Below are 569 nucleotides of genomic sequence, written 5' to 3'. Positions count from 1 at the left end.
GAGACTGTGTAGAATTTTGTGCGGTGGCATTTTTTCAGGCCATAGGGAAACGGTCTTCGAACATGATGGCGAGCTGGCATCTGACAGCATACCATTCGCTTACTGAGCGCTTCCACTCTGATGAGGTAGCATTGAGCGCCAGGTAAATCAATTTTGCTGCGGCCTCGTCACTGGGGAAGTGGCCACGGGTGCGCACGGCACGGCGGATCTTTGCGTTCATAGCTTCAATGGCATTTGTTGTGTAAATCAGCCTGCGTACTTCCGGGGGGTAATCAAGGAACGGAATGACCTCATTCCACGCCCTGCGCCAACTGGGTGCAATGGCCGGATATTGTCTGGCCAGATCGCTTTCCTCAAACCTGCCGAGGGCTGCCTCGGCCTCGCTGGCGTCCACTGCCGTATAGATTGCCTTGAGAGCGGTGGCGACGGCCTTGCGGTCCTTGTAGCTGGCAAAACTCATGGAATGACGCAGCAGGTGAACGATGCATGTCTGAATGCGGGTCTTGGGGAAAGCCGCCTCGATAGCCTGCGGAAAGCCCTTCAGTCCGTCGACGACGGCGATCAGGATA

General features: G+C 56.1%; 1 protein-coding gene. It reads right to left on the bottom strand.

Annotation, left to right across the window (positions count from 1 at the left end; genetic code table 11):
- Positions 1-34: 34 nt before the first annotated feature.
- A partial coding sequence (locus AD944_RS00050; RefSeq protein ID WP_045543130.1) for an IS256 family transposase occupies positions 35-569 on the bottom strand: 535 nt, incomplete at its 5' end.

The sequence above is a fragment of the Acetobacter tropicalis genome (genome assembly GCF_001580915.1).
GTDB classification, from domain to species: domain Bacteria; phylum Pseudomonadota; class Alphaproteobacteria; order Acetobacterales; family Acetobacteraceae; genus Acetobacter; species Acetobacter tropicalis.
The sequence above is the reverse complement of the archived record's forward strand: the minus strand, read 5'-3'. Positions and strand labels throughout refer to the sequence as shown.